This is a genomic window from Marivita sp. (assembly GCF_965656765.1).
Lineage (GTDB): Bacteria > Pseudomonadota > Alphaproteobacteria > Rhodobacterales > Rhodobacteraceae > Marivita.
This window is the reverse complement of sequence record NZ_CBFHLV010000014.1, coordinates 13,882-38,378: the sequence shown is the minus strand read 5'-3', so window position 1 is coordinate 38,378 and position 24,497 is coordinate 13,882. Positions and strand designations below refer to the sequence as shown.

The following is a 24,497-nucleotide window of genomic DNA, read 5'->3' as shown; positions in this document are numbered from 1 at the left end:
CGGGAGTTTATTGGGCAAGATGAAGCAGGGGCCGCGCGCCCTTGCCCCCTTTGGGAGGGAACCGATGGCCAAGGCCAAGACAAACACCGAAGACTATCTGCGCATGTATCGTCAGATGATGCGCATCCGCACCTTCGAGGACAACGCAAACCAGCTTTACCTATCGGCAAAGATGCCGGGCCTCACCCATATGTATTCCGGTGAAGAGGCCGTGGCAGTGGGGATCTGCGAGGCGTTGACCGATGACGACCGCATCACATCGACCCACCGGGGCCACGGGCATTGCGTGGCCAAGGGCGCAAACTTCAAAGAGATGTTCTGCGAATTATTGGGCAAGGAAGAAGGCTATTGCCGCGGCAAAGGTGGGTCGATGCACATCGCCGATCAAAGCCATGGCAACCTTGGCGCAAACGCCATCGTCGGTGGGTCCATGGGCATTGCCACCGGATCGGCGCTGCGAGCAAAACTGCAAGGTGCTGATGATGTGACCGTGTGTTTCTTTGGCGATGGAGCCACCGCGCAGGGCTTGTTGTATGAGGTCATGAACATGGCCGCACTGTGGAACCTGCCGGTAATCTATGCCTGCGAAAATAATGGTTACTCCGAATACACCAAGACCGAAGAAATCGCTGCCGGGTCCATCACAGCCCGCGCTGAGGCGTTCGGCATCGAGGCATTCAAGGTCGATGGACAGGACGTTCTGGCAGTCAATGAGTTGACGCAAAAGTTGGTCGCGCGCTGTCGCAAGGGTGAAGGCCCATTCTTCATCGAACTGGAGACCTACCGCTATCACGGTCACCACGTCGGCGACATCAATCGCGAGTATTACCGTTCCAAGGACGAAGAAAAAGACTGGAAGGAAAACCGCGACCCGATCATCCGCTTCAGGTCCTATCTGGTGGCCGAAGGCATCGCCACTGAAGACGAGATCGAAGCAATGAATGCCGAGATCGAAAAAGATGCCACCGACGCAGTCGCGTATGCTGAGGCTGCCAAATATCCTGACGTGTCCGAAGTGGACATGCATGTCTACGCGGACTGAGGAGAGACCGACATGAGAGAGATCACCCTGTCCCAGGCCGTCAACGAGGCCATCGCCGAAGAAATGCGCCGCGACCCCACGGTGTTCCTGTTGGGCGAAGACGTGGCCGAGGCTGGAACACCGTTCAAGGTGTTGTCCGGATTGGTCGAGGAATTCGGCACTGAACGCGTCATAGACACACCCATTGCCGAACCCGGATTCATGGGCATCGCGGTAGGCGCGGCCATGACCGGATCGCGCCCGATCGTCGATCTCATGTTCGGCGATTTCATCTTCCTGATCATGGACCAGCTCTGCAATCAGGCTGCCAAAACGCACTATATGTCCGGTGGCAAACTCAACGTGCCGCTGGTCCTGCGCACCAATATGGGCGCAACCCGGCGTTCTGCCGCGCAGCACTCGCAATCGTTGCAGGCGCTAGTGGCACATATCCCCGGCCTCAAGGTCGCCATGCCATCCTCGGCCTACGAGGCCAAGGGCCTGATGAAGACCGCGATCCGCGACAACAACCCGGTTGTGATCTTCGAAGACAAACTGATGTATCAGGACAAGGCTCCGGTACCGGAAGAGGAATACCTGATCCCCTTCGGCGAGGCGCATATCAAGCGCGAAGGCAACGACATCACCCTGATCGCTACCTCATCAATGGTTCAGGTGGCCGAGGAAGCCGCTTCGATCCTGTCGAAAGAGGGCATCGAGGCCGAGGTCATCGACCCGCGCACCATCGTGCCGCTGGACGAAATGACTCTGATCAAAAGTGTGAAGAAAACCAGCCGCGCCATCGTGATCGACGAAGGCCACCAAAGCTATGGTATCACGTCCGAGATTGCCTCGCGCCTGAACGAGAAGGCGTTCTACCATCTGGACACTCCGGTGGTGCGTATGGGCGCGATGGATGTGCCCATCCCGTTTTCGCCGGCGCTGGAAGACATCACCGTTCCGACATCCGATCGTGTGGCCGACATGGCGCGCAAGCTGTGTTCGGGGGAGATGATTCATGCCGCATGATGTGACAATGCCTCAACTGGGCATGGCGCAGGATGCGGGCAAGATCGTGTCATGGCTCAAGGCTCCGGGTGATCCGGTGGCCAAGGGCGATGCCCTGTTCGAGGTGGAAACCGACAAGGCCACGATGGAGGTCGAGGCGCAGGCCAGCGGCTTTCTAACCGGCGTGTCTGCGGCAGAGGGCGAGGACGTCAAAGTCGGAGCTGTGATCGCACGCATCTCAGAAAGTGCAGATGACGACAGCCCCGCAACCGACGCATCTTCCGCCGCCGCACAAGACGACACATCCGATACACTACCTGAGGGTAAATCAGTGACCATGCCACAGCTTGGCATGGCACAGGACAGCGGCTTGTTGGTCAGCTGGCAAAAGGCACCGGGCGACGCGGTCAAAGCGGACGATGTCTTGTTTGAAGTCGAAACCGACAAAAGCACGATGGAGGTAGAAGCCGGAACCGACGGTTACCTCGCCGCAACCTTGGCCGAAGCTGGGGAAAGCGTGCTGGTTGGCAACGCGGTGGCCATCATCAGTGCCAAAAAACCCGAGGCGCCAATTTCGCGGTCGGTCGCATCTGGTGCGATTGATGCCGCCTCTATTGCAGCCCCGGAACCGGTCAAGACAACACCTACAGCGCCAAAACCAACACCCAAGAAACCTGCACCGGCGCCAACCAACGGGCGCATCCTCGCATCACCAAAAGTACGCAGGCTTGCGCTTGAACAGGGGTTGGACCTGTCCCGCCTTGTCGATGCTGGACATCCACAACCCTACCACGTCAGCGATCTCGACGTGCTCAAGGCACTACCGCAGACGACTGCGCAACCTGCTGGGGTAGCCGCTGGAGCGTCGCACCACCTTGTGGCTAAGGTCTCCAGCGATGCTCTGCCCGATTTTACCAAATGGGCGGCTGACACGCATGGGTTAACCGATGCCGATGCACTACTAGCCGGATTGGTTGGAACTGCATTGCCAAACGCGAACTGTGTGGCCGTTGAGCGATTTGGCATATCGAAAAGCTATGCCGTCGCAGACACCAACAGCCTGTCCGCTGTGACTGAAACCGAAGACGCACCCGATCTTATCCTGCGTGACTTGCGTGGCACAACAATCCGTAGCGCGGATATGGGGTCAGATGCAGTGCTAGTTGTCACGATCACCACACGGCGAAAGGGGCTAAAGCTCACTCTCAATTGCGCCGCTGACCACATGGATGCGCCCACCGCGATCCAACTTTTGACCGATTTCGCAGGCCGGGTGGAACAACCGCTCCGCCACCTGCTTTGACTTTTCTGGGGACCGACATGGACTTTACCGACCTTTACATTGACGGCGGGTGGCACAAGACAGCCGACCGCTTTGACGTCATCAACCCCGCCACCGAAGAGGTGATTGCCTCGGTCGCCTCGGCAGATATTGCGGATGCCGACAAAGCGCTGGACGCAGCCGAAAAGGCAATGGCTGACTGGGCCGCGCGGACGCCTCGGGAACGGTCAGAAGTGCTGCGTAAGGCGTGGGAATTGATGACAGCGCGGCTGGACCATTTTGCCCATCTGATCACCTTGGAGAACGGCAAAGCCGGAACTGATGCCAAGGGCGAGGCCACCTATGCCGCCGAATTTTTCCGCTGGTTCGCGGAAGAGGCGGTGCGGGCGGATGGCTTGATCACCCATGCCCCCGCTTCAGGTGCCCGCATCGTGGTGCAGCACAAACCCGCCGGGCTCGCCGTGCTGGTCACCCCGTGGAACTATCCCGCCGCGATGGGTACGCGAAAAATCGCACCTGCACTTGCGGCAGGCTGCGGTGTGATCATCAAACCCGCGTCAGAAACACCGCTGACCATGCTGGCCCTCATGCCGCTACTGGAAGAGGCCGGTGTGCCACCGGGTCTGGTCAACGTCCTGCCTTCGCGCAGGACAGGCGCGCTGGTGGATCATATGCTGCACGATCCGCGTGTGCGTGTGGTCAGCTTTACCGGCTCAACAGGTGTTGGGCGTAAGCTTTTGAAATCGGCTGCCGATCAGGTGCTGAAACCTGCGATGGAGCTGGGAGGCAATGCGCCAGTGGTGGTGCTGGAAGATGCCGATATGGACACTGCCATCGAAGGCACGATGCTCGCAAAGATGCGTAATCTCGGCGAAGCCTGTACAGCGGCCAACCGCATCTATGTGCACGAGAGCATCGCGGAGGAGTTCACCAAACGCCTGACCGATCGGATGTCTGCGCTCAAGGTGGGTAACGGCACTGACCCTAGTGTTGATGTCGGCCCTCTGGTCAATGCCGATACCCGCGACAAGGTAGCCGAATTCGTTGCCGATGCCGTTGCCAAAGGGGCCAAAGTCGAATGCGGCGGAACAACGCCCGAAGGCAAAGGTTTCTACTATCCGCCGACTGTGCTGTCGAACGTATCCGAGGACGCCGATTGTGTGCAGGACGAAATCTTTGGACCCGTTGCCGCGATCCAGACATTCAAAGATCAGGAAGAGGTCATCCAACGCGCGAACAACACCGAGTATGGCCTTGTCGCTTATGTGTTTTCCGCCGATTTCAAACGCGCACTTCAGGTCTGTGAACGGCTGGATTATGGCATGGTCGGATTGAACCGTGGCCTCGTCAGCGACCCGGCGGCACCCTTTGGTGGAACTAAGCAATCGGGCCTTGGGCGCGAAGGCGGGCATGAAGGCATGCTCGAGTTCATGGAAACGCAATACATCTCGGCAAGCTGGTAAAGGAGCAGACATGGCAGACTTCGTTGCAAGCCCCGCCACCCGGCGCCTCGCCCGCGAGAAAGGCGTCGAGATTGAAGCGCTCGCGAAAAAGCTTGGGCGCAAGACCATTGGCCCAGAGGACCTCGATGGCGGTCCAGCAGCCGCTTTGGCAACAGCTGGTGACACATCCTATTGGGATGTCGATCACAGCCAATACGGGTCCGTGACCGAAGAGCCGATGAGCCGCTTTGCCCGGGTTGCCGCCCGCAATTTGGCGGCGGCGCAGGCCTTGATCCCAGCGGTCACGCATCACGATCGCGCTGATGTAAGCAGCATTGAGGCGTTCCGCCAAAGCCTCAAATCCGAAGCACAGTCGCGCGGCATTAAGTTGACCGCGCTGGCGTTCCACGTAGCCGCCTTGGCCCGGTGCCTGAAGGCGTTTCCCAAGTTCAATACCTCGTTGTCGGCAGATGGCGAAACGCTATACCTCAAAAACTATGTCCACATTGGCATTGCGGTCGACACGCCACATGGCCTCATGGTGCCGGTGGTCCGCGACGCGGACAGCAAGGGGTTATGGCAAATCGGAGCTGAGATTGCAGACCTTGCGGCCCGCGCACAGGCCCGCAAAATCAAACCCGATGAGATGGGTGGCGCGTCTATGACGATCACCAATCTGGGCGGTATCGGTGGCACAGCGTTCACGCCCATCGTTAATCCGCCCGAGGTCGCGATCCTTGGCATCACGCGCACCGAGACCATTACGGTTTGGGACGGTGACACCCCGCGCCCTGTGCCGATGGTGCCGTTGGACCTGTCTTATGATCACCGAGTGATCAATGGTGCTGACGCCGCAAGGTTCCTGTCGCATTATGCCAAGCTTATCGGTGATCCGCGCAACATGCTGATCTAGGCAAACTGCGGCTGGGCGTTCTAGCCCGCCGCCTCAATTGCAATCGCGATCCCCTGCCCGACGCCGATACACATCGTGGCGAGCGCCTTTTGCCCGGACCGCAGGTCAAGGGCCGCAGACCCAGTGATCCGTGCCCCGGACATGCCAAGCGGATGCCCCAGTGCGATGGCCCCACCGTTGCGATTCACACGCCGATCGTCATCTGCAATTCCAAGGCGCCGAAGTGTCGCCAGCCCCTGTGATGCAAAAGCCTCGTTCAGCTCGATCACGTCAAAGTCGCTTTGCCGCAAACCCAGCCGCGCCATCAGCTTTTCAGACGCTGGCGCAGGCCCGATCCCCATGATGCGCGGCGCAACGCCGATGGACGCCCCACCCAATACACGGGCAATCGGGGTCAATTCATGTTCTCGGACCGCCGTCTCGGACGCAATGATTAGGGCAGCAGCGCCGTCGTTCACGCCTGATGCATTGCCCGCTGTTATGGTCCCGCCTTCGCGCACAAAGGGTTTGAGACGAGCAAGGTCTTCTTCGGTCGTCGCCGGACGTGGGTGTTCGTCTGTATCAACAATTACAGGATCCCCCTTACGGCACGGAATCGTCACCGGCGTGATCTCTTCCGCCAGACGGCCTTTTTCCTGAGCACCGCCTGCCCTTTGCTGGCTGCGCAGCGCAAAAGCATCCTGATCTTCGCGAGTTACGCGGAACTCTTCAGCTACGTTCTCGGCGGTCTCTGGCATGGAATCTATACCGTACTGCACTTTCAGAACAGGGTTCACAAACCGCCAGCCAATGGTGGTGTCGTAGACGTCATTCTGCCGGGCGAACGCTTGTTGTGCCTTGGGCATGACAAACGGCGCACGGGTCATGCTTTCGACGCCGCCGGCAATGATCAAATCAGCCTCACCTGCCTTGATCGCACGGGTCGCCGCGAGAACCGCATCCATTCCCGATCCGCACAGCCGGTTCATTGTTGTCCCGGGCACCGTGTCGGGATAGCCAGCGAGCAGCACTGCCATGCGCGCGACGTTTCGATTGTCTTCGCCCGCCTGATTGGCGCAGCCGAGGATCACTTCGTCGATGGCCGACAAATCAAGCGACCGGTTCCGCGCTGCGAGCGCCGCCAAAGGCACCGCCGCCAGGTCATCCGCCCTGACGGATGCCAAAGCACCGCCGTATCGTCCAATGGGCGTCCGGATATAGTCGCAGATATAGGCGTCGGGCATTGGGATGACTCCGGTTCAGAACGTCGATTGGATGGCATAAGGCCTTCGAACTGGCCCCAAATGCAAGTCAGCCGTTCAAACGCGCACCTTTTGGTATCGTGGGGTCAGCAGCGTTGAGGGTTTCGATCGCGAACCCAGCAGCCGCTTTGTATTTCGCCATGAAATCAGCGCGTTCAGCAGAGGGGATCACGTCTTCGATATCGTCGAAAACACCGCCGCATCGTTCGTTTAGAAGGTTAAGGAGCCCGAACGGCCCTGCCCCACGATTGCGCAACACGAGTTCAGAAACCGGACCGCACAGTTGTGCGTCATAGGCTGCAAGGGCCGCTTCATTCAACCCATGCTCCAACACCTTCGCCCCAATCACACGCGCGTCCACGAAAGCCTGACTGGCCCCATTTGATCCGGTTGGGTACATTGCATGCGCCGCATCGCCCATCAAAGCGACCGGGCCATCAACCCAGCTTGGCACTGGATCGCGGTCAATCATCGGATTCACATAGGCGCAGTCAGCAGCGCGGAGCATCTCTGGCACGTCAAGCCAATCATATCGAAAGTCCTCGAAATGGTGGATGAACTCGTCAATTTCGACTGGTTTGAACCAGCCATCCTGCTGCCAGCCATCCGCATCGTCCATCGTCACTTCGGCAATCCAGTTCACCAAAGCTTTGCCGGTCTCGTCAGGTTTGGAAATTGGATAGATCACCATGCGATGCCGATGCGTGCCAAGCCCAACGAATGAAGACGCGGTGCGCAACGGCTCGGCCCGCACAGTACCCCGCCACATCACGGCGCCACCCCAATGGATCGGCGGTTGATCGGGGTACATCTGCGCCCTGATCGCCGAGTGGATGCCATCGGCGGCGACCAACAGCGCTCCCGCCTCTGTCCGACTTTGGCCGTCGACCTGAATCTGCGCCACCACGCCAGCGCCATCCTTAGTGTAGGAGGTGACCTTTGCACCAAGCTGCACCGCATCCGGCCCAGCCCGTTCGATCAGCGTATCATAAAGCAGCATGTGCAATTGGCCGCGATGCACGGCGTATTGTGGCCAGTTGTACCCTGCACCCAGCCCACGCGGTTCTGCATACACCTCGCGCCCATTCAGCCCGACCAGCGCCCATTCCTCGGCAGGAAGACCCACCTTATCCAAAGCTTCAGATGTGATCCCCAGATCGAAAAGCTCGCGTATTGCGTTGGGCTGGAGATTGATACCGACGCCCAAAGGCCGCATTTCTTTGGCTGACTCGAACACGGTGAAAGGCACCCCGATCTGATGCAGCGTCAGTCCAAGTGCTAGACCTGCAATCCCGCCTCCCGCGATGATCACCCTGTTTTCCAACATGCATTTCTTTCCAGTATTTTTAGTGACTTACGGCGCTGACAAGCCTAGCGCAATGAACGTGGACTGCCTATCTCTACGACTTGGCTTGCAAGCGTTGACGCAACGGAAAGCGCGCGTCCAGCTGCCTTGACCATCTGTGGCAACAGCATCCATTCCAGCGACCACGCAGCACCCGACCGTTCCTGTTCGTGGATCAGCGCGTGATGCATACCCGACACCTGTACAGCATTAAAACGCGCGAGTGTGACAAGCAGTTCGGCCTGAACCGGGTTCTGCTTGTGCGGCATGGCTGATGATCCGCCCCCGCCTTCGATCGTCACCTCGTCGATGCCCTGTTGCGCCATAAGGCAGATATCCTGGCCCATTTTGCCCAGCGTACCGGTGATCAGCGACAATAGCGATGCTGCTTCGGCCATCCCATCCCTCATGGCATGCCAGCTGTGCGGAGTGGTGCTGAGGTCAAGATCTTTGGCAACTGCGTCGCAGAACGCATCTACGCCATGGCCCAGCACTGCACGGTCACCAGTAGCGCCGCCAATCTGAACCTGTCCGATACGCGGGCGCATTTGAGCAAGCCGGTCGCGATGTGCAAGAAGCGGTAACCGCCATGTCCTTATCCGATCCGCAACGGTGATCGGCATCGCGGCCTGCATCCGTGTTCGGCCCATGAGCGGCCTCTCACCAAATCGGGTTTCAATCGCGTGAAGCTCAGACGCAACACGTTCCAAACGTTTGTCGATCAAGTCAAGGCTGGGGATCAGAGACATGACCGTCGCCGTGTCGATCACATCTTGCGACGTGGCCCCTTTGTGGATCGCAGTAGCCCCGGTTTGGTCCTTCAGCAAACGCACCAAAGCGGGAACACAAACCCCGTCTTGTCCCGTCCCTTTCCGCAATGCGTCAGGTGCAAGGCGCACCGCCAAAATAGCCGATGCCGCCGCAGCACCATCCGCTTCGGACCACAAGCCAGCAAGATGGCCGTGCCGCGACCATGACGCCTCAAACGCCATCATATGCGCAAGCTGCGACTCGGCGGACCAAAGTTCAGCGATTTCGTCATCAGCAAACAGGCCAGATAGCCACGGATGGTCAAAGATGCCTGTCATCAGAGGTCAAGAAACACCGTTTCGCCTTCGCCTTGAAGCCGAATATCGAACCGATAGGTGCCATCGTCAGTTTTCTTGGCAACTAGAGTATCCACGCGCGGGCGCTGTTCGATGCGGGCCAACAGCGGATCGGCGCTGTTGTCTTCGTCGTCGAAATAGATGCGGGTGTTGAGGCCGATGTTTATCCCACGTGCCACAATCCAGATCGAGATGTGCGGTGCGAACACCTGACCGTTCCGGCCCTTCACCGACCCCGGCTTGATGGTCCGAAGCGTGTACTCGCCTGTGTCCTTGTCGGCTGCAAAGCGACAAAAACCAGAAACCTTGGGATCTGCCCCATCCTGACCAGGATACACACCCGCCGCATCGGCTTGCCAGCTTTCGAACATGGCGTCGCGCATCGCCCAGCCGGTGCCGTCATAGATCGACCCAACAATGGTAATGACTTCGCCCTTCGCGCCGTCCTCGATCGGGCTCAGGCCAAGGTCTTCGGGATAGACGCCCTCGACCCCGGCAAAGGTCGGGATGCAGCCGATATGGACATAAGGACCAGCGGTTTGGCTGGCTGTTTCCACTAAAATATCAAGCGGTTGTGTCATGTCTTACATCCCTTCCGGCTTGTTTTCGAACATAGTCTGACGCCGTCCGCGCAGCACAATGTCGAACTTGTAGGCGAGATAGTCCATGCCGCGCGAGTTCTGCATATCCAGAGGCGCCACAAGCCTATCAAGCTGGCTCCGATCGCGCACGGTGGCGGCAATCGGGCACAGGTCGATCAGGGGATCACCTTGAAAATACATCTGGCTGATGAGGCGCTGGCCAAAGGCATGACCGAAGATCGAGAAGTGAATGTGCATCGGCCGCCAGTCATTGGCGCGGTTCGGCCAGGGGTACGCCCCCGGACGGATCGTCATGAACTCATAATAGCCGTTATCATCGGTGATGGTGCGACCGCAGCCGCCAAAATTAGGATCAAGCGACGCGAAATATGTGTCCTTGATATGCCTATAACGTCCGCCTGCGTTGGCTTGCCAAATCTCGACCAGAGTTTGCGGCACCGGGCGACCGGTTTCATCCAAAACCCGACCATGCACACGGATGCGTTCGCCCACCGCCAGCGCCTTGCCCTGCGTGTAGTTGCTGATCAGGTTATTATCGAGCGCACCCAACTGGTTATGTCCAAACCGTGGTCCGGTTTCTTCGCTTGGCGTCGATTCCATCGACAACAGTGGCAGTGACGGAGACCGCGTCAGCGACGTTTTGTAATCGGGGTAATACGGATCCGGATGCACGTCGCGGCGGCGGGGCATCAATGCGGCAGTTTCAGTCATGGGATGTCTCCATTTCTGCATAAGTCTGTTTGGCCAGCTTGATGGCGTGGTTGGCTTTGGGCACGCCTGCATAGATCGCAACATGTTGGAACACTTCCATCACGTCCTCTTTACTGGCACCGGTGCGGGCAGTAGCGCGGATGTGCATCGGGATTTCTTCGAAATTTCCCGTAGCCGCCAAAAGCGCCAATGTCAGCATCGACCGTTCCCGTCGGCTGATCTTGTCCGATGACCACACCGTGCCCCACGCCCCTTCGGTGATCAACGTCTGGAACGGCAGATCGAAGTCCGTCTTAGCAGCCTCGGCGCGGTCCACATGGGCGTCACCAAGAACCTCGCGCCGGGTCTTCATCCCTTGATCGAAACGGTCAGACATGGCGCACCTCCTTAAGGAAATCAGTGATTAAAGCGCCTACAGCCTCCGGAGCCTCAACACATGGCAGGTGCCCAGCGCCGGCAACGACATGGAACGCCGCGTTGCATAGGCTGGCTGTGGCTTGCACTATCTCTGGCGTTGTCGATCCGTCCTCGGACCCGGCCATCGCCATGACAGGCAACGTCAGTTGCGACGTGCTTTCGGTGAAATCGGCCTCGGCGATCGCGGCACAACAGCCGACGTAACCCTCAAGCGGAGTGCGCAAAAGCATGTTGCGCCAAGGGGAAAGACGTGTTGGATCATTGCGCATCTCAGGCGCGAACCAGCGGTCCAAGATGCCGTCGACCATCGACCCCATGCCATCGGTCTGCAACGTAACGATCCGGTTTTGCCACATCCCAGGCGACCCGATCTTGGCAGCCGTGTCCATCAACACGAGCGCGCGGATCGCGTCTGGACGGCGGGCCGCAAGGCCCTGCCCGATCAGGCCCCCGATGGACAGTCCGACAAAGATCACGTCGGTCAAGCCCAGCGCGTCAATCACCGCCTCTGCGTCGGAAACAAGCGTGTCGATCTTGTAAGGCGCGTCAGGGCAATCCGAAAGGCCATGTCCTCGCTTGTCATATCGCACAATCCGCAGGTCACTTGGCAAATGCGGCAGCAACAATTCCCAAACGCGCAAATCCGTGCCAAGCGAATTGGCGAACAGGACGACGGGGCCATTGTCCGGGCCATCCACGCGCACATTCAATGTAGCACCGTTCGACGTAATCGTTCTCATTCTGGCAAATCTCCTAGGCCCTTTGTTTCGCATTTCTTTTCGCGGCTTAAAATTATAATCTACCATCAATCATTTAACCCATAGGTTATGCATGGTCGATCATCGCATCCGCATTCGCCATTTAAGGTGTTTTCTGGAAACTGCGCGTCTCGGGTCGCTTTCGGCGGCAGCGGGAGTGCTGAATGTCTCGCAGCCCGCAGCATCAAAAACCATACGCGAACTTGAGGACATCCTTGGCAAACCCCTGTTCGACCGCACCCACCGCAGGCTGGCGCTCACCAGTGTGGGGCGCGTGTTTCAACAGCATGCGGGGGCCGCGATGGCAGAACTGTCGCGCGCGCAATCGCTTGTCATGGACACGCCATCGCAGATTACCCGCCTGTCTGTCGGGGTTCTGCCGACCGCCGCCACATCACTGATGCCCCGCGCGGCATTGGCGTTTCGCGACAGCCATCCGAATTGCCTGCTTAGGGTCAGCACCGGCCCGAACTGGTTGTTGATGTCGCAACTGCGCGAAAGCAGTCTTGATCTGGTGGTCGGGCGCATGGGTAATGCGGAGGTGATGCAGCACCTGTCGTTTCACCACCTTTATTCCGAAGACATCGCAGCAGTAGTGCGTCCGGGCCATTCATTGATTGATACGGATCAACCGATGGGGGCGTTGGAAGGCTACCCGCTGCTCTTGCCGCCCCCCGGAGCCGTGATTGCGCCATTGGTGCGGGCCCTTCTGTCGCGGCATGGCGTCACTTCGCAAAGCGCGGCGTTCGAATCCGTATCTCTCGCCTTTGGGCGGCGCGTGGTGCAATCGTCCGATGCCGTCTGGTTCATCTCGCGCGGTGTGGTCGAAGACGAACTGGATGCTGGCACACTGCGCGCTTTGCCGCTTGGCAACGACCTGCGCGGCGGGCCCATTGGCATCTCGATGCGTTCGGACGGCGTACTGACCGACGAACAAACGGGGTTGATCCGCGCGTTAGAGAACGCCCGGACTGATTTACGACCGTTGGGTCAAAGCAAATCCTAGAACGGCAACCCGATATAATTCTCGGCCAAATCACGCCGCGCGGTTTCTGATTGCGACAGGTGGCGCAGCGTAGATTTCCGCATTTGTGCGGCAAAGCTATCTTCGCCGTCAAAGTGGTGCAGCATCGTTGTCATCTGCCAGCTAAAGCGCATCGCCTTCCAAATCCGTAAAAGCGCGCGTTCCGAATAAGCATCAATTCCGGCTGTGTCGTCTTTCTTCACAGCATCGATCAGCGCTTGATATAAATAATGCACATCCGACACGGCAAGGTTCAGCCCCTTCGCGCCGGTTGGCGGCACGATGTGCGCTGCGTCACCAACCAGAAACAACCGTCCCCAACGCAGCGGTTCACTGACAAAAGACCGCAACGGCGCGATTGATTTCTCAATCGACGGACCAGTTTCCATATTGTTTGCAACCTCGGAAGGCAGACAGGATTTCAGCGTGCTCCAGAACCGCTCATCGCTCCATTCTTCAACCTTGTCCGTCAACGGGACCTGCACGTAATAACGACTGAGGTTCTCGTTGCGCATCGACGCCAGCGCGAAACCATTGGATGAATTGGCATAGATGAGCTCTTCATGAGCCGGGCGGGTCCGCGACAGCACACCAAGCCAGCCAAACGGATAGACCCTCTCAAATTCACGGCGCTTGTCTTCGGGGATCGTCTTGCGACTGACCCCGTGAAACCCGTCACACCCGGCCACGTAGGCGCAGTCTAGTCGGGTGCGCGCACCGTCCACCGTGTATTCGACGTAAGGCGCATCGCTATTGGCATCATGGATCACAACATCCTCGACGCCATGCACAATCGTCGCGCCGATCGAGTCCTGCGCGTTGTACAGGTCAGTTGTGACTTCAGTCTGGCCATAAACCATGACAGATGTGCCGGTCAGTTCCTCGAAATTGATATGAACCATCAGGTCATCGTCAGTCAGATAGCAGCCTTCATGCGGAATGCCCTCGCGCGCCATCCGGTCAGCAACACCCGCTTCGCGCAGCATCTGAACCGTTCCGGCCTCAAGCACACCCGCGCGGATACGCGACAATACATGGTCGCGCGTGGCGCGTTCAAGAACTACAGTCGCCACCCCTGCCTTGTTAAGCAATTGGGACAACAGCAGACCAGAGGGTCCCCCCCCGATGATGGCAACTTCAGTTTTCATGACGGTGTTCCTCCCACGGTAACGCCATTGGTAGGCCGTCAGGTCGCATCAGATAATGGCACCAAAGAGCGAGACATGGTAATAATCGAACATGTGTGCACAAAACATCATTCCGGCCTTTGGGCTATATGGCGAAGAGGATCAGTTTCCCGATGTGATCCATTTCGAGGATTTCTCGGTTCGCGCCCCGATCCATGACTGGCGCATCCTGCCACACAGACATCGCCAAATGTCGCAACTTTTCATGGTGATGTCTGGCTGGATCGACGCAACCGTGGATGGAACGCAGCACATGGTGGCAGAAGGTGGTTTCCTCTATATTCCAGAGCATTGCGTGCATGAGTTTATTTTCGAACCCGGATCTCAGGGTAAGATTTTTTCCTTCCCCGTCAGCGTCGTCCGAACCATCTCGCCGGGCACCGACGAGATCCTGACAACCCTGTCACATCCGTTTGTCGGGCCGATCAGCAAGCCCTTGAAACGGTTGACCCACCTTTTGCGCGACACCGTCGCGGGGACCAGCCCATTTCGCGCACAACAGGTTGTAGGCATGGCACATTCCGTGCTCGCCAAACTGGCCGAAACGCAGTTTCCTGCCCGCACGGATGATCAAAACCCGAAACATGCCCGCCTCTTTGCACTGGACGATCTGATATCGCAAAACCTGTCCGAAAGCTGGTCTGCATCAGACTATGCAAGCGCATTGTCGATCAGCACCGGCCATCTCAGCCGCCTGTGCCGTGCCGCAACCGGCTTGGGCGCGACCGCGTACATCGAACAACGGCGCATGCAAGAAGCCAGTCGCCTGCTGGCATTCACCCAACTGCCAGTATCAGAAGTCGGATATCGACTTGGCTTTATCGACCCGTCCTATTTCTCGAAACGGTTTCGCGCCGCGCGCGGGCAAACCCCTAGTGACTACAGGGCGCTCTTTACGAATTAAGCACTTGGGCGGCTAAATGCCTGACCCAATCTGGCATGGGGTTTTCGTCCGCTACGGCCTCGCATTTCGCCCAACATGCCCGAAAATAAAGCTGCGCAGTCGCCTGAACAAACCGATGCGCCTGAATTTCGGGATCGTCGCTGGCCCGCATTTGTTCACGCCATTCGACCCAATCGGCCAAATCTGCGAGCACCCAGTCCGATCCCCGACCAAGCTCACGGATCATTTCCGCGAACTGATCTGCGCCTGCTCCCCGCAGCCCGCGTGTCGCAAGGCTGCGTTCGTGAATGCCATTTGCACCTTCATAAATTGACGTGATCCGCGCATCGCGCCAAATCTGACCCAAATGATATTCGTTAAGATATCCATACCCACCCAGGATTTGTATCCCGAGGTCCGCTGCTCGAATGCCCGCCTCCGAACAGAACACCTTGCACAAAGGGGTAAGGAAAGCGACCAGATCGGGCCGATCCGCCTTTTCCATTTCGACAAACGCCACATGGCACATTGCCCGCGCGCCCATTGCCAAAGACGCCTGTTCTTCCAACATGCGCTGCACATCTGCATGATCCGAAAGCCGCGCCGGGCCGCCATCCTTGCGGCGCCCTTGCTTGCGATCTGTCGCGTAAGCTCTTGCAATCTGCGATGCGCGCGCGGCGTGGCCAACGCCCTGCAGCGCAACATCAAGACGCGCATGGTTCATGACCGTGAACATCGCGCGCAGACCGTCCCCTTTTGCACCGATCAGCTCGGCCCTCGCCTGATCGAACGTCATATGACAGGTTGGCGACGCATGTAGGCCCAGCTTGTCCTCAATCCGCGTGACACTGACACCCCCTGCAGCCGGACACAGGAACAGCGACAATCCTTTCAGCCCGTCCTTCGGCGGGCCACTGCGTGCCAGAACCAGATGCAGTACACCATCGGACATGTCCTGATCACCGCCAGAGATAAAGATTTTCTCACCGTCCAGACGCCAATCCTGCCCGTCCCGAATTGCCTTACAGCGGATTTGCGACAGGTCAGATCCCGCGCCTGCCTCGGTAAGGCACATGGTCGACAACACATCACCCGCCGCCAGCTGGGGAATCCACGTCTCTTGTTGCGCAGGTGTTCCAAAATGCAGAAGCGTGTCTATAGCACCCGGCACCAGGTTGCACACCATCTGCATCGCATGGTTCGCTCCTGAAAAAATCTCAGACACACCCACTGCCACCAACGCCGATTGCGCCATCCCGCCAAACCGTTCGGGCGCTGTTAGGCCTTGCCAGCCACCATCAACCAATTGTTGGTAGGCGTCTGCAAACCCATCCGGCATCCGCACGCGCCCATTTTCAAGCCGTGCGCCCTGCACATCTCCGACTGCGTTCAACGGAGCAAGCACGCCTTCAGCGAACTTCGCGAAATGGCCAAGCACATCGGCGACCAGCATATCGTCCCACGCAGCCACCGACTCTGCCCCAGCGACGTGACGCAGCGAGAACAAAATATCATCTGTCGGCGCAGTGAAATCGATCATGGATCAGCCGGCCGTTCCAGTTTCACCCAGCAAGCGCAGCGCGTTTTCCTTAAGTATCAAGGGACGCACTTCGTCTTTGAAGGGCGCATCGGCAAAATCCTTGAGCCAGCGATCGGGTGTCAATGCAGGCCAGTCCGACCCAAACAACATCTTCTTCTTCAGGATTGAATTGGCATATTTGACAAAGATCTCGGGAAAATATTTTGGCGACCATCCCGACATATCAAAATAGACGTTCGGCTTGTGCTGAGCGACTGCCAACCCTTCTTCCGTCCAGGGAAAGCTGGGATGCGCCAGAACGATGGGCATGTCCGGGAAATCCACCGCGACATCATCGAGATACATCGGATTTGAATACTTGAGCCTCATCCCCATGCCGCCGCGCATACCCGAGCCGACGCCGGTTTGACCGGTATGGAAAAGAGTGATCACGCCCTCTTCGGCGCAAGCTTCAAGGACGGTATAGCAGGCTTCGCGGTCATTCGGATAAAATCCCTGCATGGTGGGGTGAAACTTGAACCCCCGAACACCAAATTCGCGCACCAACCGTCGCACTTCGCGCGCACCGGCCTTGCCTTTGTGCGGATCAATCGACGCGAACGGGATCAGAATGTCATCATTTTCAGCGCAAAGCTGCGCCACTTCTTCGTTCGAATAGCGGCGAAACCCAGTTTCGCGTTCGGCATCGACCGGAAAGATAACCGCCGCAATCTCTCGCTCGCGATAGTATTGTGCGGTGTCCTGAACAGTGGGCAACATGCCCTCCGCACCGGCTGGATTCTTGAAATAGGCCGCCATACCCGTTTGAAATTCATTGTAGCCATCATCACGACACTGATTGCAGGGCTCTTCCGCATGTGTATGAAAATCAATGGCTTGTACCTTGGAAAAATCAACCATGTCTGCTCTCCCGCAGTAAGAAACACCCAAACTCGAAAAACGCTATACAGCAAAACCGTTTACATATACAACAAAAGTGATTTGGACATGAGGGTAATCGTATGCACGATGGCACGGCACAGCGGGATGCAGTCACACGTGTTGAGATTTCGGGCGATATCGCAACCGTAGTTTTCGACCGTCCGGAAAAGCGCAATGCGATGAATGACGCGCTGATCGATGCCCTTGATACGTTCTTCTCGCATCCCCCCGAAGGCGTGAATGCGGTCATCCTGCGCGGAGAAGGCGGGCATTTCTGTTCTGGCCTGGACCTAGCCGAACACGAGCAGCGCGAACCTGTCGAAGGTGTGCACCATTCCCGCAACTGGCATCGTGTGTCCGACCTGATCGAATACAGCGGTCTGCCGGTCATTTCGGTTCTGACAGGCGCTGTAATCGGAGGCGGGCTTGAAATTGCGGCCTCGACCCATGTGCGCATCGCCGAACCCACTGCGCGTTTCCAACTACCTGAGGGGCGTCGCGGCATCTTTGTCGGAGGCGGTGCGACTGTGCGCGTCGGCCGGATCATTGGCGCAGACCGGATGCGCGAGATGATGTTGACCGGCCGCAACTATGGCGCTGACGACGCGGTGTCGCTTGGGCTCGCCCACTATTCTGTGGCCGACGGCGAAGGCCTGCCACTGGCGCAAAAACTCGCGCGCAAGATCGCCGACAATGCGCCTTTTTCGAACTATCTGATGATCAATGCCATTTCGCGGATCGGAGACATGTCGCGCGCCGATGGGCTATTCACTGAAAGCCTTGCTGCCGCGATGTGCCAAACCTCTGACGGCGCAAAAGAAGGGCTACGCGCCTTTCTTGAGAAACGAGAACCAAACTTCAGGAAATAGGATTGCACCGAAAAACTTGGCGATCAGAGCCAACGCAAGACGCGATGAGACATCGTGAATGCACGTAAAGTACCACCACCTGACCAATGGTGACATTCCGCTCCTTGCTTGAACCGATCTAATGCAACGGAGTGTTTTGAAAGATAACACGGTCAAACACGACAAATCTGGGAGGATTTACCATGGAAAGACGACCCTTTTTGAAAGGCGCCCTGCTTGGGGCCGCAGCAGCACTTGCCGTGTCCAGTGCAGCCTACGCACAAGATGTGACACTGCGACTGCACCAGTTCCTGCCGCCGCCCGCTCCGGTACCCGCGCAGATCCTGAAACCTTGGGCCGCGCAGGTCGAAGAAGCGTCGGATGGGCGCATCAAGATTGAACATTTCGATGCCATGTCGCTTGGCGGACGCCCGCCCGAACTGATGGATCAGGCGCGCGATGGTGTGGTCGATTTGTCCATGACGGTTGTCGGCTACACCCCGGGCCGCTTCCCGCGCACAGAAGTGTTCGAACTGCCGTTTATGATGACCAATCCGGTCGCGACGGCCAAGGCATATTGGGAAATGGTCGAGACCGACTTCCAGAGCAACGAATACAAGGATGTGAAGGTTCTTGGCGCATGGGTTCACGGCCCCGGCCTCATTCATTCGACGGATGGCGTGTCCAGCCTCGAGGACATGAAAGGACTCACCTTGCGCGGACCGACCCGGATCATCAATGATCTGATGGCCGAACTGGGCGCAGAACCGGTTGGCATGCCCTTGCCCGCGATTCCCGAGGCGCTGTCCAAAGGCGTCGTCAAGGCAACCGTGATCCCGTGGGAAGTCACCACCGCGATCCGTCTGTCGGAACTGGTGAGCAACCACACCGAATTCTCGGGCGATGAATCACTCTATACCGCCGCAATCGTTTTGGTGATGAACAAGGCCAAGTACGAAGCCCTGCCTGACGATCTGCGCGCGATCCTCGATGCGGAATCGGGCGCCAAGCTGTCGGCGTTTGCGACGCAGGTGATGTGGGACATGGACGCCCCGGCCAAGGCGATTGCCGAAGAAGCAGGCAACACAATCGTCACACTGGACGAGGCCGAGGTCGCACGTTGGAAGGCAGCGTCTCAACCGGTGATCGAGCGCTGGATTGCAGACATGGATGCCAAGGGCATTGATGGCGCGGCCCTGATCGAACAGGCCAAATCCCTGATCGCCAAACACGGCGGTTAATCATTTCGAGCAGACAAAAACGGTGGGCCGTCCCAAGCGGCCCCCGTTCTTTGGGGGTGGAATGTACCGGCGACTTCACATCATTATCGAGCTTATAGCAAAAGTCCTCGCACTTGCGGGTGGCGCAGTTCTTTTGTGCGTGATTGTGTTGACCTGTGTGTCGATTGCCGGACGCGCTTTGGTGCCGTTCGATCTTGGCATCGGTCCGATCCGCGGCATCTATGACATGACAGAAATTGGCATGGCTGCCGCGATCTTTGCTTTTCTCCCCTGGGCTCAATTCACCGAAGCGCACGCACGGGTCGATTTGTTTCAACCCGTGATGCCTCGGACGATGGACCGGTTTCTTGATCTGCTGTTCAATCTGGCGATGCTGGTGGTGGCAACCGTTGGCACGTGGCGACTTTATCTCGGTATGCGGGACAAACTGTCTTTTGGCGAAACCACCCTGATTGCGCAAATCCCGGTCTGGCAAGGCTATGCCGCCAGCCTTGTCGGCGCCGTCGGCTTTATTCTTGTGGCGTCCTTTTGCGTGGTGCGGTCCGGTCGGCGCATCGCCGGACTACCGGACTAGGACATACACAGCATGACCAATATCGAACTCGCCCTCTGGTCTTTCCCGGTCCTTCTGGTCCTTGTGTTCCTGCGCGCACCCATCGCGCTGGCGATGATTGGTGTGGGTGTCGGCGGCACCTATTTGGTGATCGGGTCATCAATGATGACGCTGAACCAACTGAAGACACTCACTTACGGCACGTTTTCCAACTACTCCTTCTCGATTATCCCGCTGTTTCTGCTGATGGGCCAATTCGCGACACTATCGGGCATGTCCGCCGCCCTCTTCCGCGCCGCCGAAAGCTTTCTGGGTCATCGCAAGGGCGGCGTTGCCATGTCAGCCGTTGGCGCATGTGCAGGCTTCGGTGCAATCTGCGGATCGTCACTGGCCACCGCTGCCACGATGGGACAGGTCGCCTTGCCCGAGCTGCGCCGCTATGGCTATCCCGGATCATTGGCCACAGGCGCGCTTGCCGCTGGGGGTACGCTCGGCATCTTGATCCCACCCTCAGTCATTCTTGTGATCTACGCGATCCTCGCGGAACAGAATATCGAGAAGCTGTTTGTCGCAGCGCTGATCCCGGGCATCTTGGCCGCCATCGGCTATATGGTTGCGATTTCTGTCTGGGTCCGCGTGTCGCCCAACAGCGCTGCTGTCAAAGACCGCGTGCCGTGGGGCGAACGCCTGACTGCGCTGGGTCAGGTCTGGCCCGTGATCCTGATTTTCGTCGCTGTCGTAGGCGGCATCTATGCCGGTATCTTCACCCCAACCGAAGCCGCCGCCGTAGGCGCCACCGGCACTGGTGTGATCGCGCTGGCTTCTGGCCAAATGAGCTGGTCCAAGCTCAATCAGGCGATCCTGTCGACAGCGGCATCCTCGGCAATGATCTTTCTCATCATCCTTGGCGCAGGCATCTACAACAACTTCCTGTCGCTCACTCAATTGCCGCAGAACGCATCTGTCTGGGTTGGGGATCAGGGCTTTTCACCATGGTTCGTCCTGACCATCGTTCTGCTGATGTATCTTGTCTTTGGATGCGTGATGGACAGCCTGTCGATGGTCCTTCTGACTGTACCCATCATTTTTCCAATCATGTCCGTCCTCGACTTCGGTATGAGCGCGAATGACTTTGGTCTGTGGTTCGGCATCCTTGTTCTGATCGTGGTAGAAGTCGGATTGATCACGCCCCCCGTTGGGATGAATTTGTTCATCATCAACTCGATGGCGAGGGAAACGCCAATCGGTCAAACCTACAAGGGCGCTTTGCCATTTGTCCTGACTGACATGGTCCGCGTGATCATTCTCGCGGCTTTCCCGCCGATAACCCTCTGGCTGGTCTGGGTGATTGACGCACTGTGACCTGATGCGCCAACAAGGCGAAGATCAGACCGCAATCACACCCGGACCATCTGCGTACAACTGCTGCACTGCGCCTGCGAAATTGCTGCGCATCGCCCGCTGGTTCAGCGATCCTTTCTCAGTGATCTCGCCCTTGTCAAAGCTGGGCGTGTCGGTGAGCACCAAAATGCGCCGCACACGACTTGCCGACCCAGTCGCCGCTTTTGCAGCCTGTTCCAGCTTATCTGCCAACGCAGTCCGTAAATCGCCCTTGGGCATCTTTGCCGCACGCTCGGACAACAACACCAACGCCCCCAGCTCGGTCGCGTTTTCACCAGTGATAACCGCATCACGGATCAATCCATCCATCGCATCAACCAACGCCGCGCGCACGACGCCGACAGCCACCCATGTGCCGGTGCTCAGCTTGAAATTCTCAGCCACACGCCCGTCGAAAAAGAACCCCTTGGTCAGATCGTTCGGATCCGCCGGGCGCAACGCGTCGCCCATGCAGTAATACCCCTCGTCGTCGAACGCCTGACGGGTCTTGTCTGCATCGCCGTAATAGCCCGGCGTGATGTTCGGCCCTTTCAGGCGCAGTTCCAGCTTGCCGCCATTGGGCACCAACTTCATCGACAGGCCTTTGGCGGGCACGCCGACATTGCCGGATTTCTCTTGCACGTCGGTGCAGGACAGCGCGAATGGTGCGGTTTCCGTTGCACCCAGGGATGTGGACAACAACACTTCACGCCCGGTGGTCTTGCGACCAATAGCGCGCAGACGGTCCCATGTGTGTTGCGCCATACCAGCACCCGCATAGAACATCATCTTGAGATCTTTGAAAAAGGTCTGTGCCAGAACATCGTCCTGCTCAAGCTGCTCGACCAGAATGTCCCACCCTATTGGCACGTTGAAGTACCATGTACACGAGATGTCCCGCAGGTTGCGCAGCGTCTCGTCGAACTTGCCCGGAGCCGGTTTGCCGTCGTCAATGTAGTAGGTGCCGCCATTGGTCAAAACCAGGTATGACACCTTGTTGCCCGCCGCAGTATGGTTCCACGGGGCCCAATCCAGCACCACAGGCGGCGCCTTTGTGACGAAACGGTAGCAATCCCGCACCATCGCTTCCATAGCGCAGATCATGCCGTTGGTGTTGATCACCCCCTTTTGGGAACCGGTCGACCCGGAGGTAAACAGGTACTTCACTACGGTGTCGCTACGAACCTCACGCCGCGCTTTTTCAGCCAGTGCCGCGTCGCCGTTAAGAAGATCCTCGAACAGGATTGCTCCTTCGACAGCATCACGCACCGCCAAAACAGGACGCCCCTCAGCCGCAATGGCCTTGAGTGCCGGAGCAAAGGCGGCGGCGTTGTCGGCAAAGATCGCACCAGGTGCGAGCGTCGTCGCGATATCCCGCAGCTTGCCGTAATCCTTGGACACCAGCGAATAGGCAGGGGAAACGGGCGCATAGGGGATACCGACATAGAAACAGGCGGCGCCGAGCAGCGCATGCTCCAGACTGTTTTCCGACAGGATTAACAAAGGCCGGTCCGGCCCCAACCCCAGCGCCAGCAACGCCCCCCCAATGCAGCGCGCCTGATCACGGGCAGCCCCGTAAGTGATCTTGACCCACTCGCCGCCCTTACCCCGTCGCGCAATCCAAGGCTGATCTGGCGTCTGGTCGGCCCATTTATCGAGATAATCCGCTAACGTTGGAAGATAGTCGGTCAGATCGCCGGTCTGACGCATGAGAATGGTGCCATCAGCCCGTGTTTCAATCTCGAACTCTGGCTGCCACAAATCCGTGTCGCCCAAATCTGCTTTGATATTCATGGTCCCCCTCCCCTTGGAAACCGTTACCGCGGCGCCATGTGGATGGCTCCGTCAAGGCGTATTACTTCGCCGTTCAGCATCGGATTTTGCGTGATATGCGTAACAAGTGCCGCAAAGTCCGCCGGATCGCCCAGCCGCGACGGAAACGGCACCTGCGCGCCCAATGAGGCTTGCACGTCTTCAGGCAATTCATGAAGCAATGGCGTCAGGAACAAACCGGGTGCCACTGTACAAACACGCACGCCCTTGTCCGCCAGATCGCGCGCCATCGGCAGTGTCATGGCCACGATCCCACCTTTAGACGCAGCATAAGCCAACTGGCCGATCTGCCCGTCAAACGCCGCTACTGAGGCGGTATTCACGATCACGCCGCGCGCGCCGTCGTTGCCCAGAGGATCGGCTGCCACCATACGGGCGGCCACTTGGCTAGCGCAGTTGAAACTGCCCATCAGGTTGACGCGCAACGTGCGCTCAAAAAGATCCGGGTCATGTGCCGCGCCCCGCGACACGGTCTTTGCCGCGCCGCCAATGCCTGCGCAATTCACCATAATCCGGGGCACGCCATGCGCCACAACCGCGGCGTCGATCCCTGCTGTAACCGAAGCAGGATCCCCAACATCGACATGTGCGAAGGCCCCGCCAATGGCCGAGGCATGCTGTGCGCCAAGTGTATCGTTCGTGTCGAACAGGGTGACCCTCAGACCAGTATCGGCCAACCGCCGCGCTGTTGCGGCCCCAAGACCTGACGCACCGCCTGTGACAATCGCTCCATATCCGGCCCAATCCAACATATCAGTCCTCATGCGCCCGGATCTTGGACAAGAGCTCCATCAACGTCGCTTTTTCGTCGTCGCTGAGATTCGCCAGCAGCCGGTCTTCATGCGCCCTGACAGCGGCCCGCGCCTCGGCATAGACCCGTGCGCCTTTATCTGTCGGTACCAAAGCCTGCACTCGGCGATCCCCTGGAACGTTGGTCCGTTTCAAAAGCTCACGACCTTCCAGTTCATCCACGATGGCAACCAGACCAGAGCGTTCGATGCCCAGCATCCGCGCCAGCCCGCTCTGGGTTACATTGGGATATTGCACCACCAGTGACAGCGCCGAGAACACGCGCGGGGCAAACCCGTCTTCGCCCAGCGCCTGCCGAAAATCGGCCTGCACGATCACATAGGCTCGTTTGAGGTTGTAGCCGATGAACTCTTCAAGGTCGGGCGTTTCGGCGATGGTTTCCTCTGAATCCCGTCGATCTGCCTTGCGAACCGAAGCCATATTTCATCTCC

General features: G+C 58.3%; 24 protein-coding genes. 11 read left to right on the top strand and 13 right to left on the bottom strand.

Annotation, left to right across the window (positions count from 1 at the left end):
- The first annotated feature begins 64 nt into the window (after positions 1-64).
- From ACTG4M_RS06275 to ACTG4M_RS06255, 5 genes are read left to right on the top strand one after another with little or no spacing between them, the layout of a single operon-like run.
- A complete protein-coding gene (locus ACTG4M_RS06275) occupies positions 65-1,042 on the top strand; it encodes a thiamine pyrophosphate-dependent dehydrogenase E1 component subunit alpha (RefSeq protein ID WP_439122789.1) in 978 nt (325 codons plus the stop codon).
- 12 nt (positions 1,043-1,054) lie between these two features.
- Positions 1,055-2,050, top strand: coding sequence for an alpha-ketoacid dehydrogenase subunit beta (locus ACTG4M_RS06270; protein WP_439122788.1), 996 nt, complete (start codon positions 1,055-1,057; stop codon positions 2,048-2,050).
- Entirely contained in the window at positions 2,040-3,332 is a 1,293-nt protein-coding gene (locus ACTG4M_RS06265) for a biotin/lipoyl-containing protein (protein WP_439122787.1), read from the top strand. The genes ACTG4M_RS06270 and ACTG4M_RS06265 overlap by 11 nt, the downstream gene beginning before the upstream one ends.
- Positions 3,333-3,349: 17 nt before the next feature.
- The gene (locus tag ACTG4M_RS06260) at positions 3,350-4,774 is read left to right on the top strand and encodes an NAD-dependent succinate-semialdehyde dehydrogenase (protein ID WP_439122786.1); all 1,425 of its coding nucleotides are present in this window, start codon (positions 3,350-3,352) and stop codon (positions 4,772-4,774) included.
- Positions 4,775-4,784: 10 nt separating this feature from the next.
- Complete coding sequence (locus ACTG4M_RS06255; protein ID WP_439122785.1) at positions 4,785-5,666, top strand: 2-oxo acid dehydrogenase subunit E2; 882 nt, start codon at positions 4,785-4,787, stop codon at positions 5,664-5,666.
- 20 nt (positions 5,667-5,686) lie between these two features.
- Here the strand turns inward: ACTG4M_RS06255 and pcaF are convergent, their stop codons facing one another.
- The 7 genes from pcaF to pcaD form a co-directional block, all read right to left on the bottom strand.
- The gene (gene pcaF, locus ACTG4M_RS06250; RefSeq protein WP_439122784.1) at positions 5,687-6,889 is read right to left on the bottom strand and encodes a 3-oxoadipyl-CoA thiolase; all 1,203 of its coding nucleotides are present in this window, start codon (positions 6,887-6,889) and stop codon (positions 5,687-5,689) included.
- 67 nt (positions 6,890-6,956) lie between these two features.
- On the bottom strand, positions 6,957-8,234 hold the full coding sequence (locus ACTG4M_RS06245; protein WP_439122783.1) for a flavin-dependent oxidoreductase: 1,278 nt from the start codon (positions 8,232-8,234) through the stop codon (positions 6,957-6,959).
- A 44-nt stretch (positions 8,235-8,278) separates the two neighbouring features.
- Complete coding sequence (locus ACTG4M_RS06240; RefSeq protein WP_439122782.1) at positions 8,279-9,340, bottom strand: 3-carboxy-cis,cis-muconate cycloisomerase; 1,062 nt, start codon at positions 9,338-9,340, stop codon at positions 8,279-8,281.
- Complete coding sequence (pcaG, locus tag ACTG4M_RS06235) at positions 9,340-9,939, bottom strand: protocatechuate 3,4-dioxygenase subunit alpha (RefSeq protein WP_439122781.1); 600 nt, start codon at positions 9,937-9,939, stop codon at positions 9,340-9,342. Before pcaG ends, ACTG4M_RS06240 begins: the two co-directional genes overlap by 1 nt.
- Positions 9,940-9,942: 3 nt before the next feature.
- On the bottom strand, positions 9,943-10,671 hold the full coding sequence (gene pcaH / locus ACTG4M_RS06230; RefSeq protein ID WP_439122780.1) for a protocatechuate 3,4-dioxygenase subunit beta: 729 nt from the start codon (positions 10,669-10,671) through the stop codon (positions 9,943-9,945).
- Entirely contained in the window at positions 10,664-11,047 is a 384-nt protein-coding gene (gene pcaC / locus ACTG4M_RS06225; protein WP_439122779.1) for a 4-carboxymuconolactone decarboxylase, read from the bottom strand. Before pcaC ends, pcaH begins: the two co-directional genes overlap by 8 nt.
- Complete coding sequence (pcaD, locus tag ACTG4M_RS06220) at positions 11,040-11,828, bottom strand: 3-oxoadipate enol-lactonase (RefSeq protein ID WP_439122778.1); 789 nt, start codon at positions 11,826-11,828, stop codon at positions 11,040-11,042. The genes pcaC and pcaD overlap by 8 nt, the downstream gene beginning before the upstream one ends.
- 91 nt (positions 11,829-11,919) lie before the next feature.
- On the opposite strand from pcaD, the gene pcaQ reads away from it, so the two are divergent.
- Complete coding sequence (gene pcaQ / locus ACTG4M_RS06215; RefSeq protein ID WP_439122777.1) at positions 11,920-12,852, top strand: pca operon transcription factor PcaQ; 933 nt, start codon at positions 11,920-11,922, stop codon at positions 12,850-12,852.
- Here the strand turns inward: pcaQ and pobA are convergent.
- Positions 12,849-14,018: a 4-hydroxybenzoate 3-monooxygenase gene (gene pobA, locus ACTG4M_RS06210; RefSeq protein WP_439122776.1), complete on the bottom strand. Its 1,170-nt coding sequence runs from the start codon at positions 14,016-14,018 to the stop codon at positions 12,849-12,851. The two genes, pcaQ and pobA, sit on opposite strands and share 4 nt — an antisense overlap.
- A gap of 91 nt (positions 14,019-14,109) precedes the next feature.
- Here pobA and ACTG4M_RS06205 point away from each other — a divergent pair, with 91 nt between their 5' ends.
- Entirely contained in the window at positions 14,110-14,961 is an 852-nt protein-coding gene (locus ACTG4M_RS06205; protein WP_439122775.1) for a helix-turn-helix domain-containing protein, read from the top strand.
- Here the strand turns inward: ACTG4M_RS06205 and ACTG4M_RS06200 are convergent.
- Both ACTG4M_RS06200 and ACTG4M_RS06195 read right to left on the bottom strand, forming a co-directional pair.
- Positions 14,951-16,480, bottom strand: coding sequence for an acyl-CoA dehydrogenase family protein (locus ACTG4M_RS06200; RefSeq protein ID WP_439122774.1), 1,530 nt, complete (start codon positions 16,478-16,480; stop codon positions 14,951-14,953). The genes ACTG4M_RS06205 and ACTG4M_RS06200 overlap by 11 nt on opposite strands.
- A gap of 3 nt (positions 16,481-16,483) precedes the next feature.
- Complete coding sequence (locus tag ACTG4M_RS06195) at positions 16,484-17,380, bottom strand: amidohydrolase family protein (protein ID WP_439122773.1); 897 nt, start codon at positions 17,378-17,380, stop codon at positions 16,484-16,486.
- Between the two features lie 101 nt (positions 17,381-17,481).
- Between ACTG4M_RS06195 and ACTG4M_RS06190 the strand changes: the two genes are divergently transcribed.
- From ACTG4M_RS06190 to ACTG4M_RS06175, 4 genes are all read left to right on the top strand, one after another.
- Positions 17,482-18,270: a crotonase/enoyl-CoA hydratase family protein gene (locus tag ACTG4M_RS06190; protein ID WP_439122772.1), complete on the top strand. Its 789-nt coding sequence runs from the start codon at positions 17,482-17,484 to the stop codon at positions 18,268-18,270.
- Between the two features lie 182 nt (positions 18,271-18,452).
- Positions 18,453-19,490, top strand: coding sequence for a TRAP transporter substrate-binding protein (locus ACTG4M_RS06185; protein WP_439122771.1), 1,038 nt, complete (start codon positions 18,453-18,455; stop codon positions 19,488-19,490).
- Positions 19,491-19,551: 61 nt separating this feature from the next.
- On the top strand, positions 19,552-20,064 hold the full coding sequence (locus ACTG4M_RS06180) for a TRAP transporter small permease (protein ID WP_439122770.1): 513 nt from the start codon (positions 19,552-19,554) through the stop codon (positions 20,062-20,064).
- Between the two features lie 12 nt (positions 20,065-20,076).
- On the top strand, positions 20,077-21,405 hold the full coding sequence (locus tag ACTG4M_RS06175) for a TRAP transporter large permease (protein ID WP_439122769.1): 1,329 nt from the start codon (positions 20,077-20,079) through the stop codon (positions 21,403-21,405).
- 24 nt (positions 21,406-21,429) lie between these two features.
- On the opposite strand, the gene ACTG4M_RS06170 is transcribed toward ACTG4M_RS06175, so the two are convergent.
- From ACTG4M_RS06170 to ACTG4M_RS06160, 3 genes are read right to left on the bottom strand one after another with little or no spacing between them, the layout of a single operon-like run.
- Complete coding sequence (locus ACTG4M_RS06170; protein WP_439122768.1) at positions 21,430-23,217, bottom strand: feruloyl-CoA synthase; 1,788 nt, start codon at positions 23,215-23,217, stop codon at positions 21,430-21,432.
- Positions 23,218-23,240: 23 nt separating this feature from the next.
- The gene (locus ACTG4M_RS06165) at positions 23,241-24,020 is read right to left on the bottom strand and encodes an SDR family NAD(P)-dependent oxidoreductase (protein ID WP_439122767.1); all 780 of its coding nucleotides are present in this window, start codon (positions 24,018-24,020) and stop codon (positions 23,241-23,243) included.
- Positions 24,010-24,486: a MarR family winged helix-turn-helix transcriptional regulator gene (locus tag ACTG4M_RS06160; RefSeq protein WP_439122766.1), complete on the bottom strand. Its 477-nt coding sequence runs from the start codon at positions 24,484-24,486 to the stop codon at positions 24,010-24,012. Before ACTG4M_RS06160 ends, ACTG4M_RS06165 begins: the two co-directional genes overlap by 11 nt.
- Positions 24,487-24,497: the final 11 nt, after the last annotated feature.